1 protein-coding gene is annotated in these 392 nt (G+C 76.0%); it reads right to left on the bottom strand.

What is annotated here, in order from left to right; translation table 11 throughout:
* Positions 1-365 (bottom strand): DUF6597 domain-containing transcriptional factor (locus G3I78_RS50450; RefSeq protein WP_343244055.1); only part of this gene is annotated, 365 nt, incomplete at its 3' end.
* Positions 366-392: the final 27 nt, after the last annotated feature.

Below are 392 nucleotides of genomic sequence, written 5' to 3'. Positions count from 1 at the left end.
GCGTGCCCCAGCAGCACGCGGAACGCGCCCGGCCGGAGCTTGGTCCCCACGACGGCACCCGACCCGGCCAGGGTGCGCTCGAACAGACCCGGCGGGATGCCGTGCGCGACGTACCCCGCCGCCTCGGCGACCACGTTGGCGACCGGGTGCGGAACCACGACCTGCGTGAACGACTCCCCCGGCGGCAGGTCCCAGGGAACGACCCAGTGCCGCTCGACCAGGTCCGCGAGGTCCGGCGCCGGATCGACGCGCACGAGCTCGAACCCGCGCCGCGCGGCGGCGGGGTCGACGAGCCCCCGCAGGGACGTCGTCGGGCCGCGCCGGGACGCCGCCCTCGCGTCGGCGCGGTCCTGGGGTTCGAACACCTGTCGCATTCCTCCAAGACTGGCACG

This window comes from Streptomyces sp. SID13726 (assembly GCF_010548375.1).
Lineage (GTDB): Bacteria > Actinomycetota > Actinomycetes > Streptomycetales > Streptomycetaceae > Streptomyces.
The sequence above is the reverse complement of the archived record's forward strand: the minus strand, read 5'-3'. Positions and strand labels throughout refer to the sequence as shown.